This is a genomic window from Paenibacillus sp. FSL F4-0125 (assembly GCF_038008565.1).
In the GTDB taxonomy this organism is placed as follows: Bacteria; Bacillota; Bacilli; order Paenibacillales; family Paenibacillaceae; genus Paenibacillus_AQ.
In genome coordinates this window covers 5,853,855-5,868,878 of record NZ_JBBOZJ010000001.1, presented here as the reverse complement: position 1 = coordinate 5,868,878, position 15,024 = coordinate 5,853,855, and the positions used below count along the sequence as shown (strand labels likewise).

Below are 15,024 nucleotides of genomic sequence, written 5' to 3'. Positions count from 1 at the left end.
AATAGGTGTTCTAACAAGATATACAGAGAGCAGGTTAAGAAATAGATGACAGGTAAAGAAGGGCAGCACTATCGCTTCAGCGAAGCACCCATTTGGGAATTGCAGCGGGCTTATTATGAAGAACAGGGATTAAAGGCTTGGAATAATGATCAGGTTCCGCAGTACATTACGAGTAATCCTATGATTGCGACAGCATATGCGGAAATGATCTTTGGATTCCTGCAAGACCGGGCTGGACAAGGACATCTCTCTGAAACAGTCACCATACTGGAATTGGGAGCAGGAGCTGGGCGATTGGCGTTCCATATCCTTAAGAAGCTATGCGAAATCATAGATTATGCGGGGACTCCACTTCCTCCTTTTCGTTATGTGATGAGTGATTTACCCGTAAAAAATATAACCAGCTGGCAGCAGCACCCAAGCTTACTTCCATTCGTAGAGCAGGGTATACTGGATTTTGCACGTTTTGATGCTGTACAGGATACTGAACTGCATTTAGTGCACGCTAAGCTCAGCATCAAACCTGGTGATTTACAGCAGCCGCTGCTGCTTGTGGCGAATTATTTTTTTGACAGTATCCCGCAGGAATTAATTTATGTGGATGAAGGTAAAATATTTGAATGTGAGATGTCGATTCAGTATTCTGAGGATGCAGATTCGGATAACCCCTCAGAGGTACTCGGTACAATTATCCCGCAATATCATTATCGTCGTGCGGCTGATTACGAAGCGGAAACTTATCCCTATCACGATGTTATAAAGCTCTATCAGCAGAAGCTGGAGGATTCGCATATTCTGTTTCCAGTGGTGGGGCTTACTTGTTTGGAGAGGCTAGCTAAGTTATCTACAGGAGGGTTTGTACTCCTTACAGCGGATAAGGGCGATCACCGAATAGAGAATTGGGAATTTGCGGAGCCGCCTATGCTAATTCATCATGGTAGCTTCTCCTTAACAGCGAACTATCATGCGATTCAGCATACGTTAGAGCAACAAGGAGCGCATTCCTTATTTACCTCTCATCATTATAAAAACTTGAACATCGGATGTATTCTTATGCTGGAATCGCCGATGAGCTATGCGAACACTCGGTTAGGTTACAAACGGTTTATAGAGCGTTTTGGCCCGGATGATTTCTTCAGTATGAAGGAATGGATGGATCAGCAAGTAGATACGATGGGGCTTCAGCAGATTTTGGCTTTTTGGCGCTTAGGTGGGTATGATGCAGAATGGTTTATCCATAGTGCTGAACAGATCTCGGAGCTGCTGCCGGATGCCAGTGATGAAGAAATGCTGGATCTTCAGCGAGGGATTCAGCTCATGTGGACAGGTTATTATCCGATGGAACAGAGCTATGACCTCTCACTGGACGCTGGTTTATTGCTGTATGAAATGGATAAGTTCGAGGAGGCGTTAGTCTACTTAGAGCGGTCTATGCATGCCAATGCGGAAGAACCATTAGCATCGGTGCTCTATAGCATGGCGATTTGTAACTATGAGCTTGGAGCTGAAGGGGCTGCACTGGAATACGCGCGTAGAGCTTTGACCGTAGAGCCGGATAATGAAGTGGTGCTGGAACTGATAACAGCTCTGAGCGAGGAATAGATCGTAAGCGGACAGAAGAGAAAGCACACCATTTACACAGGACCATCTATTTGGTATCCTATACAAAATAATTAAACGCGATGACGAGAAGAGTAAATAAAATCATTCCTTCACAGAGAGCCCTGGATGATGAGAACGGGGTAAGGAGGATTTTATCGAAACAAGCCTCTGAGCGGCATGTCGGAACCGGGTGACGGGGATGGTATGACGGGAGCTCCTGTTATAGAGCTAGAGTATAAGCACTGCGAAAGATGCATTGCCGTACTTGATGAGATTAATATGGCGACATATTAATGAACCTGGGGTGGTACCGCGAGAATTTCGTCCCCAAGACCATAAGTCTTGGAGGTGAGGTTCTTTTTATTTTGCAGATAAACAAGGCGGATATCGCTAATATACAGGAGGTAACAACAATGAATAAGCCATCAGAAGTAGTGGCAGAAAGTTACATTGACAGATTTATTCAAGAAGAGCTTGAGGCTGAAACTTACAGCAGAGACATTTGCACCAGATTTCCACCGGAACCTAACGGATATTTGCATATTGGCAGTGCGTATGCCATTGACACGAATTATACAACTGCAAAAAAGTATGGCGGAAAGTTCCACTTGCGTTTCGATGACACGAATCCTTTAAAAGAGGATCTGGAATATGTAAATGCCATCATCGAAGATATTGAATGGATGGGCTACTCACCGGACCATATTTTCTATGGATCAGACTATTCAGAAAAAATTTACAATAGCGCAGTAAAGCTAATCCGAAAAGGAAAAGCCTATGTCTGCGATTTATCACCTGAAGAGGTGACAGCATATAGAGGGACGCTTACAGAGCCGGGAAGGAACAGTCCCTATCGGGAGCGTTCTGTGGAAGAAAATATGAAGTTATTCGCAGAGATGAGGGATGGCGTTTATCCTACGGGTGCCAGAGTATTACGCGCCAAAATAGATATGCGCTCACCGAATATCAACTTGCGTGATCCGGTGATTTATAGAATTATCCATGCGGAACATTATAGAACAGGCAACGATTGGTGCGTCTATCCGATGTACGATTTTGCACATCCTATACAAGATGCGATCGAAGGGATTACGCATTCCCTATGCTCCATTGAGTTTAAGGATCATCGGCCCCTGTATGAGTGGGTACTAAATGAGCTGGATACCCCCGAAGCTCCAAAGCAAAGGGAGTTTGGACGCGTAAACATCACCGGTGTCGTTACTAGCAAACGGTACATTAGACAATTGGTTGCAGGACATTATGTGGATGGTTGGGATGATCCAAGGCTTCCCACGCTTCGCGGACTTCGGAGAAGAGGTTTTACGCCGGAGAGTATTCGGAATTTTGTGAAAGAAATCGGATTTGTCCGACATAGCACCATTGTAGATATAGCCATGTTAGAGCATTCGCTTAGACAAGATTTGAAGGCGAAGGCACCTAGCGTAATGGCTGTTCTAAAGCCGCTAAAGGTGGTTATTACTAACTATCCCGAGAATCAAAGCGAATGGCTTACGATTGAGAATAACAGTGAAGATAAGACGCTTGGGGATAGAGAGGTTCCTTTTTCACGTACGCTTTATATTGAACAAGAGGATTTCATGGAGGAGCCGCCTAAAGGTTATCACAGGCTGACTATAGGGAATGAGGTAAGGTTAAAAGGTGCCTACTTCATTAAGTGCAATGAGGTGATCAAGGACGAAGCAACCGGAGAAGTGATGGAGCTTCGCTGTACCTATGATCCGAGAACGAAGAGTGGAAGTGGATTTAATGAACGTAAGGTCAAAGCGACCATCCACTGGGTATCGGCAGAACACGCAATCAAGGCGGAAGTTCATCTATATGAGCGGCTGCTAAAAGAGAATGACGGTCCTAAAGAAGACGATGAGCGCTGGGACGCGTATCTTAATCCAGATTCTTTAACGATTCTGAAGAATTGTTTGCTGGAGCCTTCCATGGATAGTGCACTTCCAGAAGATAAATATCAATTCATCCGCCATGGATTCTTTTGTGTGGATAAGAAGCATACGACAGCAGATAAGCTGGTACTGAACCGGATTGTACCGCTGAAGGATACATGGAAGAAGAATTCGTAATTCACAGCACATCCTTTCTCCACAAGTATTCTTTATGATATAGAGGTCATAAAGAATTTCTAGGAGGTAAAGCTATGAATTGGTCTTGGTTAATTACATTGATCTGCCCTTTAATGATGATATTTATGATGTTTGGACTGGGCGGGAAACATGGACACGGGCATGGGTCGAGAAAGCAAGCGTCACCTGATTATCAGGAGCTTCAGAAAGAATTGAATGAGCTGAAAACACAGAATGAACAAATGAGAAGAGATATTCAAAGTCTCACACCATAAGCAATGCGGAGTAATTGGCTTAAGCCGGGCAAAGATCGGGTAATTCCTGATGTTGTCCGGTTTTTTTTGTCGATCAGAAGTGTACAAGCATATGAAAATTCCTAATGAAACATATTTACATTTTTCAGAAATGAGCATATACTTTAAATATAAGTTGCACAGAGGAAACTTTCGTGTATATAGACAACTTTTTTGGGCAAGAGGAGGAATTGACATGTTGGAACAAACTTTAATAGAAAAACCACATATAGAACAACCGCATATGAGACAACATAAAAACTCCATTTCGGCGCAAGCCGTACTTAATGGGGAGACCAAAGGAATTAAAAGATTACTGCCTTTCTTAGGTCCAGCGTTTATCGCTGCGGTTGCTTATCTGGATCCAGGTAATTTTGCCACCAACATTACGGCGGGTTCAAAATATGGCTATCTCTTATTATGGGTCATTGTAGCTTCGAACCTGATGGCTGTTCTTATTCAGGCGTTGTCCGCTAAGCTTGGTATTGCTACAGGGAAGAACCTTCCGGAGATCGCTCATGATCGTTTCCCGAAGAGTGTATCGATCTTCTTATGGATTCAAAGTGAACTGGTAATAATAGCTACGGATCTGGCGGAGTTTATCGGGGCAGCATTAGGACTTTATTTATTGTTTGATATCCCTATGCTGCCTGCAGCAATGATCACTGCCGTGGGTTCTTTTGCTATCTTAGAGCTTCAGCGTAGGGGATACCGCTCACTTGAAGCCGGAATTGCTGCAATGATTCTTATTGTCGTTTTAGCCTTCGCCTTTCAAGTTATTGTAGCTAAACCGGATATGGGTGCGGTTGCTGTAGGCATGTTTACACCTAAGTTTGAAGGGGTCGACAGCATCCTTTTGGCTGCAGGAATTCTAGGCGCAACCGTAATGCCACACGCCATTTATCTACATTCATCACTTACTCAGAACCGCATCGTAGGGGTGAATGAAGCGGAGAAGAAACAAATTTTTAAATTGGAATTCATAGATATTATTATTGCGATGATTATTGCAGGTGCGGTTAATCTGGCGATGGTCATTGTCTCCGCGGCATTGTTTTTCAAAAATGGTCTTGTGGTTGAGGACCTGGATGTCGCGTTTCAGCAATTTAGTCACTTGGCTGGACCTGTAACAGCGATTTCGTTTGGCTTAGGACTACTTATCGCGGGACTATCGAGCTCTTCTGTAGGCACTATGGCTGGTGATGTGGTGATGCAAGGCTTTATCAACAAAAGAATTAATCTGTACTTACGCCGTGCGATTACGATTATTCCGCCATTGGCGATCATCGGTTTTGGTGTAAATCCAACGAAGGCACTCGTTATCAGTCAGGTGGTCTTATCCTTTGGGATTGCATTTGCCCTGGTACCACTGGTTATGTTTACAAGCAATCGTCAGATTATGGGCGGGTTAGTGAATCGTAAGATGACAGCTGCTCTCGGCTGGCTTATCTCCGGTCTGGTTGTATCGTTAAATTTATTTTTGGTCTATCAAATGTTTGTATAAGGCAGGACATCTTTATTTGGTGAATGAAAAAAGGTATACTGGAGCATGTTTATAATTCATAATTCACGCCAAAGTAAGGAGATCGACAATGTCCATGCAGGAAATATCCGGTTATAAGTCTATAGCCCTTGATATTGCACAAAGAATTGTAAGCGGGGAATTCCCCGTACAGAGTAAGCTTTCCGGGCGTTCTCTATTAGCAGGCCAATACCATGTTTCTCCCGAGACGATCCGTAAAGCTATGGGATTATTGAAGGATGAGAATATAGTATTTGTCTCGCAGGGGAAAGAGATTATTGTCATCTCTGATCAAAAGGCGTATGAGTATATCACTAGAAATAATTATTTGAAATCAGTTTATTCACTGAAAGAGGATCTACAGCAATTATTGCTGGAAAAGAAGCAGCTCGACAGCAAATTTGAGAAGCTGCTCACTGGAATTATCGAGGCGTCAGACCGGATGAAGAATTTGAAACCATATCACCCGGAAGAGATTACAATCCATGAACAATCACATGTGGTCGGTAAAACCATTGGCACACTACAATTTTGGCAGAATACAGGGGCAACTATTATAGCGCTTCGCCGAGGGGCGAACGTAACAATTTCCCCAGGTCCGCATGTCATACTCAGAGAAAATGATGTACTTGTAGCAGTTGGTGATGAGAAAATGTACCAAAGAACAGAGCAATTTATTAATAAAAATTCTGAGAATCATTTATAATAATAGGTCGAGAAAAGGCTATCCAGCGGGGTTTATCACTGGATAGCCTTTTTTTTTGATTATTAAATTACAATAAATGACAAACAACCTATATACACATTATAGGTTGTCAGTTCGGGAGTTGTTTGTTATAGTTTAACTTACAGAGTCGCCCGGCGAGATGATCTGACGATAGAGATAAGAAGGAGAGACCCTATGCTGAAATTTGAAAAAGTAGGTAAGAAATACCCTAATGGTTATGAAGCAGTTAAGAACATTAGCTTTGAAATTGAAGCTGGAGAAATACTAGTGCTGATCGGTCCTAGTGGTTGCGGAAAGACAACAACGATGAAAATGATAAATCGTCTTGTTCCGCATACTTCAGGCCATATCTTTATCCACGGCAAAGATATCACCAAGGAGAACCCCGTAACCCTCCGCAAGAACATCGGATATGTTATTCAACAAGCTGGTTTATTTCCGCACTACACCATAGAAGACAATGTAGGCCTGATTCCTGACCTAAAGGGGTGGGATGTTAATAAGAAAAAAGAACGGGTGCTAGAAATGCTCCGTCTAGTCGGACTTGATCCGACCCTATATGCCAAACGTTATCCGAAACAATTATCAGGTGGGCAGCAGCAGCGTGTAGGAGTAGCCCGTGCATTGGCGGCTGATCCTGAGATTATATTGATGGATGAACCGTTTGGTGCTTTGGACCCTATTACCCGTGAGCAGCTGCAGGATGAACTGCTACGCATGCAACAAGAAGTAAAGAAGACCATTGTATTTGTAACGCATGATATGGATGAAGCGCTGAAGCTTGGAGATAAGATCGCTATTCTTAAAGACGGTGAAATCGTTCAACTGGATACACCATATGAGCTGCTCAGCCGGCCTGCTAATGATTTCGTAGAATCATTTATCGGCAAAAACCGTATTTACCAAAACCCTGAGTATATCCCCGTAACAGAAGTTATGCGCGACAATCCATCTACATCGCTTCCAGGGCGGACGCTGGGCAAAGCTCTTACCTTTATGCGTCAACGCAAAATGGATACATTACTGGTTGGAAACGAGAAAGGTAAGCTGCTTGGCATAGTCTCCGCTTATGATGTTACCGCCAAAATGGAACAAAGCCTTACTATCGAAGAAATTATGACACCACCTGGGGTGGTGCTGCAGGATACAGCAACAGCAAGAGACGCATTATCATTGATTACGGAAGCTCCTTACGGCATTATTCCGATTGTAACCGCTGAGGGGATCATTGCCGGGATTGTTACAAGAGGCAGTCTTCTGACGGCGTTTGCCGCACAATGGGGAGGCGTGAAAGAGGAGGAAATGTCTATATGAGAGATCAATCATTATGGCAACAACTCATATATCAATTAGATATACGTAGGGAAGATTTGATTCATTCTATGGGCGTGCATATGCAACTTGTGCTCTTGTCCATGTTATTTGCAATTATTGTTGGCATTGCGCTAGGAATTATGATTACAAGGGTTAAACCTCTGAAAGGTGTTACGCTTGGTGCAGCTGGGATTCTTCAGACGATACCTAGTCTGGCGATGCTCGGATTTATGATTCCTCTATTCGGCATAGGGATGAAGACGGCGGTTGTAGCTTTATTTCTGTATTCACTGCTGCCAATTATCCGCAACACTTACACGGGAATAACTGATGTGGACCAATCTATAGTGGAAGCGGCCCGGGGAATGGGTATGAAGAACTGGCAGATTCTATTCCGGGTCCAACTCCCTTTAGCTTTAAGTGTAATTATGGCAGGAATCCGTACTGCTGCAGTTATTAATGTCGGGACAGCAACACTGGCAGCCTTTATCGGTGCTGGCGGATTGGGTGAATTTATTTTCCTGGGTATTCAACGGAACATCGAAGCTCTAACCCTACTTGGAGCTATTCCGGCCGCGATTCTTGCACTCGTGCTGGATTATCTACTCGGATTGCTCGAACGGCTAACGACTCCAAAGGGATTGAAAGTATAACTTAAGCTCTGGTCTAGAAAGAATATAAAAGGGGAGATCATATATGAAAATTCCAAAATTGATGACAGGCGTTTTAACTACAGTATTAATGGGCGCGCTACTTGCTGGATGTGGTGGAGGGAATAATAACGCTGCTGCTGGTAACAGTGGAGAAATCACAATTGGCTCCAAAAACTTCACGGAGAATGTTCTACTCGCTCATATGATGGCAGATCTGATAGAAGATAAAACAGATATTAAAGTGAAGCGCCAGATGAACTTGGGAGGCTCTAATGTAGCTTGGAGTGCGCTTGAGAATAATAACATTCAGCTATATCCGGATTACACCGGTACTATTGTAGCTAATTACTATCAGGAGAAGACAGGAAACTCCGAGGAATCGTTGGCTAAAACAAGAGAACTGCTTGAAAAAGATGGACTGGCCTTTCTGGATCCATTCGGCATAAATAATACCTATACTTTAGCTGTTAGTCGCGAAACGGCTGAGAAGTACAATCTAAAGACCTTCAGCGATTTGGCGAAAGTATCTGGAGAAATGGTTCTTGGCGTAGAGTTCGAGTTCTTGGATCGTGAGGACGGATACCCTGGTATCCAAAAACTCTATGGTATGGACTTTAAGCAGAGCAAAGGAATGGACCATGGTATCATGTACCGTTCGATCGACGATGGGGAAACAGATGTAACCAATGCATATGCAACGGATGCGCAAATTAAAGTACATGATCTGGTGATTCTGCAGGATGATAAGGAATTCTTCCCTCCTTATGATGCAGGACCGATTATTCGTCAGGAAACGCTAGATAAATACCCTGAACTAGAGGGTATCTTAAATCAATTGAACGGACAGATCAGTGATGAAGAAATGCAACAATTGAACGCAGAAGTTGATGTGGATGCGCTCAAGGAAGAGGATGTAGCTCGTAATTTCCTGATCAAGAAGGGATTAATAGAAGGCTAAATATGAGATGCAAACTAAAGCAGGCTAGGAATTTTCTAGCCTGCTTCTTTTTCTGATTATTTGTAGGTCTGGCTAGTTTCTAAAGTAGTCTGCCAATCCTTCCGCGATGGCTTTGGCTGCTTTTTTCTGATAGGAGGATTTGCGGACAATTGACTCATCTGTAGGATTGGTAAGAAATCCGAGTTCAACTAAGGTAGCTGAAATTCGATTCTCCCTCAGGATGTGATAATCGCCAAAGGATAACCCGTTGCTTTTTAGACCGATGCCCTGACCTAGCCGGGATTCTATCGCCCGTGCCAGCTTCAGATCATCGGACTCGGAGTAAAAGAAGGTCAGTGTTCCGGACACTTTTTTAGGTGAGGAATTATAATGAATGCTTACAAATGCATCAGCATGCAGAGCCTCAGTCATTTGAACTCGCCGAGCGAGTGTAGGCTTCTGGTCCTCCCGGGTACGTGTCATCTCAACCCGTGCACCTTTAGCTAAAAGGGCATCGCGGAGATAAAGGGCAGTATGCAGATTCAAATCCTTTTCCATGGTGTTGTATGTAGTGCCGAGCATTCCTGGATCACTGCCGCCATGACCGGGATCTACGACGATTAATTTTCCTCGTAAATTTCCTGTGCGCGAAACGGTGCTTGTGATGCTTTGCGTTGCTCCGGCACGGATATATTGCGCTGCGACCCAACCGGTTTCACCGCTAGCTGTTCGAATCCGCGCCCAATCGTTCTGACGAAGGATGAGGGTAACAGTATCCTTGGCTTTTAAAGAACCAAGCATCTTATATTGTGTTCCCGGACCGCTTCGGATACGCAATGAATCTGCCGTTACGGTAGCCTTTGTGGTGTTACCCGAAGGGCTGGTTGAGGTGGAAGAAGCAGTACTGGTGTTGGAAGATTTAGAAGCGCCAGATTGCTGGGAGCTGCTGTTCACCTTTTTAAGGTAATAGCCGGCTACCCAACCAGAGGTGTTTCCGGTCTTCACCTTTAACCAACCGTGTTGCTCATCGGACACAGTTACTTTGGCGCCGCTCTTAATAGATCCTACTACAGTTGCATTCTTAGCCGGCTCGCTGCGTACATTTAAAGAGTTCGCGTATACCTGAGCGGTATAACTGGCTGCTGTTTTAGCTTCAGCAGGCTGTGACGCTGCCATACCCATAAGACTTGCCGCAAGTAATGTGACACCTATCATTTTCTTCATAGTATCCTCGCTTTTTCAAAGTAGTCGTAATTTTTTACCCACTTTACGAGGTTTAGAATAATATTTTTTGAGAATAAGGCCTCTTTTCCAGCTGTCTAAAGACTTGTATAATTATTACATAATGGGAAAAGGATGAAGGAGACTGCCGTGACTAAACCAAAGCTATTCATTGGATCTTCCAGGGAATCCATACGTTATGCAAGAGCGATTCATGAGCAGCTAAAGAGGGATGCTGAAGTTCATCCTTGGTATGCCAATGCCTTTCGAGCGAATGAATATACTATGGAGGCACTGGAACGAAATTTAGATGAGAGTGATTTTGCTGTATTTGTGTTCTCACCAGATGATGTCGCCAAAATACGCGGTAAATTTTATTATGTGACACGTGATAATACGGGGTTTGAAATGGGTTTATTCTGGGCTAGATTACGGCGTAGCCGCGTATTTTGTCTAGTGCCTGATCAGGTGACTGCCCGTGATGATTTAATCCCTGGAGAGAATGTTGAAGAGTACCATCTGTTGTCTGATTTATCAGGAATTACATCTCTAGAGTATGAAGTGCACCATGATAATCCTACGGCTGCTGTAGATGTGAGCTGTGGTAAGATTATTGATAGTATTCAAGAGCGTGGGAGATTCCGGGACCCGGTTAAAGATTTAGAGCAGCTAAAGATAGAATTAAGGCGCAAAGAAAGTATCCTTCATTTCTTTTGGCAATATAATAGTAATGTGACCATCTCTGAAAATGGAGAGAAGTATCACGCACTCAGCGAGGCGATACGCAATTCCTTTTTACCTCCGAAGCATTGTCGTGTAATCGGTGCAGCGATTTGGCAGGCTCAAGAGCAGGAGACTCTTGTTCAGGTCGGAGGGAATGTTGGGCGTGGTCACTCTTACCCCCTGTCTGTAACGAGAGGGAATGAGAAGCGGCCTAGTGTGGTGGATGCATTTTTATCGAGCAAATGGACTTTTTTTCAACGAACAGAAGTTGCAGAGGTATATATCCTATGCTATCCTCTAGGTAAGAAACATGTTCTTTCCGTACATTTTTCAGGGAGTGATGGGTTATCTGCGGATGATCTTAAGGCGGTAGTTGGGCATAATCAGGATTTATTCCGTACCATCAATCATTTAGTAGGGGAGGATTCAGCATGAAGAGAATAAAGGGTATGAATAACTTAACGGGTGCTGTTCTCCGATCTGCAAGTGGTGGAAGCAGTAGTTCAGGAGATAAGAACACCTCAAGTAAAGCAGGCTCGAGCCATACTGCTCAGCAACCAGCTTCAGCTCAAATTTATACTGCGCCTTCTTTAGACGGCGGAGACGATGAATATAAGAAGCTTATTAGCGGTAAGGTAGATAATAATAAACCTTCCTTTGCGTGATAAGCATAAGTGGCTGTCTCGAAAGTAGAAATCTACTTAAGGGGCAGCTTCTTTTTTTTTGCGTAAATGTAACGATCGATTGAGGCATTAAGCTGTGGGACTAATGGAATTTTTGGAGTAATTAGGGAAAAACTCCCTAAAAATAGCTGGTAATAACTCTAAATGAATGGAATTAGGGAATTCCTCCCTAAAAATCGGGGGAATATCTATATTTAGCACCGAATCAGGTCAATTATAGGGAGATATTCCCTAATTGTTAGAATAATGAGCAGAAATCTCCGATTATTAGGGAGATATTCCCTAATTCCTAAGCAGAGCTTCTGTTTCAATTCTTCAGCCGTTGTGAGGGCGCTCTGCACAACGTGTTATAGCAAGTCATACATAGTGCACCAAGCCACAAACAATGCTGCAGCAGCACAATAGAAGCGCTTCTCCATTAACAGGAGAAGCGCTTCTATGCTTACTGGGACAGCCTTCAGCTCTATCGACTGCTTTTCTTGGCAATTTCGCGTCGTACGACAGGTGCAACCTCTGTTGCCAATAGTTCAATTGCCTTGGCTACCTTGGCGTAAGGAAGGCCGCCGATGTCGAGCTGAGTCATAAAGCGGTTATGGCCGAACAGCTCATGCTGATAAAGGATTTTTTCGATAATTTGCTGCGGGCTGCCCACAGCCATCGTGTTATCAGCAGATACATATTGGCCAAAGTCGTCACGAGAGACGTTGTATTCTTGTCCAGGTTTTGGGCTGATGGAATTACGATAACTATAATAGTAAGGGTAATATTCATCGAGCGCCTGCTGTGAAGTTTCGGCAATGTAGCCGTGGCTAGTAATCGCAATCTTTAATGCCTCAGGTGAATGCCCCGCCTGCATTCCAGCGCGTCGATAAGTTGCGGCAAGCTCTTGGAAAGGTTCTGGACTACCGCTAAGAATGGCGATGGCCATTCCAGTTCCGAGTACGCCGGCTTTCTCCGCGCTTTCAGGAGAACCTCCTACACCAATCCATACCGGCAGGCTTTGTTGAAGGGGGCGTGGAGCAATCTCAGAATCCTTCAAGGATGAACGGAAGGAACCTTCCCAGTTCATAATTTCATGTTTATTAAGCTCGAGAAGCAGATTGATATTCTCGGTGAAAAGTCGATGATAGTCTTCAAGTTCATACCCGAAGAGCGGGAAAGATTCCACAAAAGCACCACGTCCAGCAATAATCTCTGCACGTCCATTCGACAGTAAATCAAGCGTGGCGAAATCCTCGAACACGCGCACGGGATCAATGGTGCTTAATACGGTGGTGGCGCTCGTCAGTTTGATTCTACGGGTAACCTGAGAGATGGCGGCCAGAACGACTGGAACCGAAGAAATTGCAAAATCAAGACGGTGATGCTCACCTACACCGAATACATCAAGCCCCGCTTCATCCGCTAACTTCGCCGCAGCTACAACTTCGTCAAGTCGTTGTTTCGGGCTGATCTTATTGCCGGTATGACAATCAGCTACTATGTCTCCTAAGGTGTAGATACCGAATTCAAAATCGGCTGCTGATGCTGTGGTTACCTCGTTACTCATGATCACAAACCCCTTGTTATTCATATATTTGATAAAGCTTGTTCGTTTATGAAAGAATGTGATTATTATAACACAATAACTTACAAATTGTAAGTTTATGAGTAAATGTTTTGAATTCCAGTCTTTTAAATTACAAAATGAGGAAGATTAATCCATGTTATTACATTATAATTGTCATTAGTATTATATTTCATTTTAAAAATATATCCAAAGATAGCATTTATATGAGGAGGCGTGTGGTAGTGGGAGGAACATTATTAAAATCACATCTTCGTACTGCAGTTATTGGTTTAGGGGTATTGCTTATGGTAAATCCGGTACAAGCTGCTGGGATTGATTCACACACCTCGTATATAGGCTCAAACTTTGAGGATTATTATGCAAATCTGCCTGCTGCGAAGGTAGAGTGGTCAACAACGATGGATTTACCAGCATTAGAAAATGTACCGACGGATTACCTCATGGGGAAGGGGGTTGTTTCTGTTGGTGCAGGTAAAGTTTTTATGCTTCAAAAGGGTCAACTGCTTGCCGTTAACGCTCAGACAGGAAAAGTTGTGTGGAAATACGGTGCTAAATTAAAAACACCGATGCTTTATCAAGACGGCGTGGTTTACGCGACTTCTGAGGCGGGTACCATCTATGCAGTGAATGCAGCTACTGGAAAAAATAAATGGAGCTCGTCAGCAAATAGTAAAGGTGTCAGTCAATTGGTTCTTGATAAAGATCAGCTATTTGCCGCAGCCAATGGTGATATTCAAGCCTACAATCTGAAGGATGGCAAGTTGCAGTGGCGTGATAACTTCAGAGATCAGCTGTTTGAACCGTTTATGGTTGAGGGGAATCTGGTACTAGCTCAAAACTCAGTATCTGGAGCATATACGTATGACATCTTGCATGCGTTTGATCGAACAACGGGTAAGGAGCTTTGGAATAATAGAGATTATGAGCTTCCGATTGCAGAGATTAATGGAACGCTTGTCGTACAACGGAAAGCTACCTTATTCGATACTTACCCACTTCCGACACTCGACAGTCTGGATGTTAAGACAGGGAAAGTGGTAAAAACCGTAGAGTATAATCCTGCTAATATTGACCCGAATGATCCCGAAGCATTTAAGGGAGGCAGTGCCTGGAGTGACGGTGACAGAATTTATATAACAGGGGAGAAGGGTGTTTTTAGTTACCCCCTGAATGCAGATCCTGCTACCGTAACACGAGATAATTACTCGTATGCATCTATCGGATCGAATTTAGAATACGCAGCTGGTCCTTATGATGGAAGAATTCTTTTTAGTAAGGGACAAAGTATTTATGGTGTTAAAATGGCGAATAAATCAGCGGTTCAGTATAGTGGAATTAGCAATCCGATTGCACGCTTTGATCTGCTCGGACATGGTATGTATGTGGCCCAGACTGACGGAAAATTAATCGCGATAGACCTGATTACCGCAAAACCGATCTTACAGCTCAAAACACCAGATAGAGTATTTGGCCCAACCTTGCTGGAGAACGGGATGATTATTGTACAGAGCAAAGGGAAGCTAACTGCTTTCAAGGAGCCGCAGGCACTGAAGATGAAATAATAGAATTCATAAGCGGCTCACCGAAGAATATTCGGTAGAGCCGTTTTCTGTGAATTGGACTTTAAAATCCCAGTGCGAAAAACACAATTCTAATTTATGATTAATAGGATATAGATTTAAGAAA

The 15,024-nt window shown here is 43.6% G+C and carries 13 protein-coding genes and 1 other annotated feature; of the genes, 11 read left to right on the top strand and 2 right to left on the bottom strand.

All coding sequences use genetic code 11. From position 1 onward, the window contains the following. Positions 1–45: 45 nt before the first annotated feature. The 8 genes from NST74_RS26070 to NST74_RS26035 all read left to right on the top strand — a co-directional run bounded on the left by NST74_RS26070 (position 46) and on the right by NST74_RS26035 (position 9,162). Positions 46–1,602, top strand: a complete 1,557-nt coding sequence (locus NST74_RS26070) for a tetratricopeptide repeat protein (RefSeq protein WP_341115222.1) — start codon at positions 46–48, stop codon at positions 1,600–1,602. A 71-nt stretch (positions 1,603–1,673) separates the two neighbouring features. Beyond that, positions 1,674–1,934, top strand: a binding site (T-box leader). An 81-nt stretch (positions 1,935–2,015) separates the two neighbouring features. Next, positions 2,016–3,695 (top strand): glutamine--tRNA ligase/YqeY domain fusion protein, encoded by a 1,680-nt coding sequence (locus tag NST74_RS26065; protein WP_339288188.1) that lies wholly within the window; start codon positions 2,016–2,018, stop codon positions 3,693–3,695. 74 nt (positions 3,696–3,769) lie between these two features. Beyond that, complete coding sequence (locus tag NST74_RS26060; RefSeq protein ID WP_042131102.1) at positions 3,770–3,970, top strand: DUF2933 domain-containing protein; 201 nt, start codon at positions 3,770–3,772, stop codon at positions 3,968–3,970. 262 nt (positions 3,971–4,232) lie between these two features. Further along, positions 4,233–5,492, top strand: a complete 1,260-nt coding sequence (locus NST74_RS26055) for an Nramp family divalent metal transporter (RefSeq protein WP_076120331.1) — start codon at positions 4,233–4,235, stop codon at positions 5,490–5,492. A gap of 88 nt (positions 5,493–5,580) precedes the next feature. Continuing rightward, on the top strand, positions 5,581–6,216 hold the full coding sequence (locus tag NST74_RS26050) for a TrkA C-terminal domain-containing protein (RefSeq protein ID WP_341115216.1): 636 nt from the start codon (positions 5,581–5,583) through the stop codon (positions 6,214–6,216). A gap of 195 nt (positions 6,217–6,411) precedes the next feature. Further along, positions 6,412–7,551, top strand: coding sequence for an ABC transporter ATP-binding protein (locus tag NST74_RS26045; protein WP_341115214.1), 1,140 nt, complete (start codon positions 6,412–6,414; stop codon positions 7,549–7,551). Next, on the top strand, positions 7,548–8,204 hold the full coding sequence (locus NST74_RS26040; protein WP_042131100.1) for an ABC transporter permease: 657 nt from the start codon (positions 7,548–7,550) through the stop codon (positions 8,202–8,204). The genes NST74_RS26045 and NST74_RS26040 overlap by 4 nt, the downstream gene beginning before the upstream one ends. Positions 8,205–8,247: 43 nt before the next feature. After that, positions 8,248–9,162, top strand: coding sequence for a glycine betaine ABC transporter substrate-binding protein (locus tag NST74_RS26035; protein ID WP_341115211.1), 915 nt, complete (start codon positions 8,248–8,250; stop codon positions 9,160–9,162). 72 nt (positions 9,163–9,234) lie between these two features. Here the strand turns inward: NST74_RS26035 and NST74_RS26030 are convergent, their stop codons facing one another. After that, positions 9,235–10,365, bottom strand: a complete 1,131-nt coding sequence (locus NST74_RS26030; RefSeq protein WP_341115208.1) for an N-acetylmuramoyl-L-alanine amidase — start codon at positions 10,363–10,365, stop codon at positions 9,235–9,237. Between the two features lie 147 nt (positions 10,366–10,512). On the opposite strand from NST74_RS26030, the gene NST74_RS26025 reads away from it, so the two are divergent. Both NST74_RS26025 and NST74_RS26020 read left to right on the top strand, forming a co-directional pair. Beyond that, positions 10,513–11,520, top strand: a complete 1,008-nt coding sequence (locus NST74_RS26025; protein WP_231573941.1) for a TIR domain-containing protein — start codon at positions 10,513–10,515, stop codon at positions 11,518–11,520. Beyond that, on the top strand, positions 11,517–11,750 hold the full coding sequence (locus NST74_RS26020) for a hypothetical protein (protein WP_042131096.1): 234 nt from the start codon (positions 11,517–11,519) through the stop codon (positions 11,748–11,750). The genes NST74_RS26025 and NST74_RS26020 overlap by 4 nt, the downstream gene beginning before the upstream one ends. A gap of 481 nt (positions 11,751–12,231) precedes the next feature. On the opposite strand, the gene NST74_RS26015 is transcribed toward NST74_RS26020, so the two are convergent. Then, positions 12,232–13,317, bottom strand: coding sequence for an LLM class flavin-dependent oxidoreductase (locus NST74_RS26015; RefSeq protein ID WP_341115204.1), 1,086 nt, complete (start codon positions 13,315–13,317; stop codon positions 12,232–12,234). A 242-nt stretch (positions 13,318–13,559) separates the two neighbouring features. On the opposite strand from NST74_RS26015, the gene NST74_RS26010 reads away from it, so the two are divergent. After that, positions 13,560–14,900: a PQQ-binding-like beta-propeller repeat protein gene (locus NST74_RS26010; RefSeq protein ID WP_341115201.1), complete on the top strand. Its 1,341-nt coding sequence runs from the start codon at positions 13,560–13,562 to the stop codon at positions 14,898–14,900. The last annotated feature ends 124 nt before the right edge of the window (positions 14,901–15,024 follow it).